Here is a 402-nt window from a genome sequence, read left to right on the forward strand (position 1 = left end):
TGTCGTCCCGGCGAAGGCCGGGACCCATAACCACCACTGTCAGAGAAGATGCGAGAGATCGCGCCAATCCGGATTTTCCTGCTCAATCAAGCGAATCTTCCAGTCACGTTGCCATTCCTTCAGTGCCTTCTCGCGAGCAATCGCTTCGGACGGTGACGCATAAGTCTCGACGTAGACCAGCCTTGTCACGCCGTACTTCTTAACGAACTTCGAGCCGTGTCCCGAGCGATGCAAAGAAAGCCGATTGCCAAGGTCGTTGCAGACGCCGATGTACAGCGTACCGTAGCGTCGGCTCGCGAGGATGTAGACGTAGTAGGCGGCTGGTGCATTCATTGCTGGGCACCCCTTTATGACAACGTCTGAGAGTTGTGGTTATGGGTCCCGGCCTTCGCCGGGACGACA

General features: G+C 57.0%; 1 protein-coding gene. It reads right to left on the reverse strand.

Going from position 1 to position 402, the window contains the following annotated elements; all coding sequences use genetic code 11:
- Positions 1 to 39: 39 nt before the first annotated feature.
- Positions 40 to 333, reverse strand: coding sequence for a GIY-YIG nuclease family protein (locus G8O24_RS42935; protein WP_188108449.1), 294 nt, complete (start codon positions 331 to 333; stop codon positions 40 to 42).
- Positions 334 to 402 lie beyond the last annotated feature (69 nt).

It is taken from the genome of Bradyrhizobium campsiandrae, from assembly GCF_014529705.1.
Lineage (GTDB): Bacteria > Pseudomonadota > Alphaproteobacteria > Rhizobiales > Xanthobacteraceae > Bradyrhizobium > Bradyrhizobium campsiandrae.

What these genes read in the sequence shown, in the direction of transcription:
- G8O24_RS42935 (WP_188108449.1), bottom strand. Translation starts at nt 333, where the DNA reads ATGAATGCACCAGCCGCCTACTACGTCTACATCCTCGCGAGCCGACGC.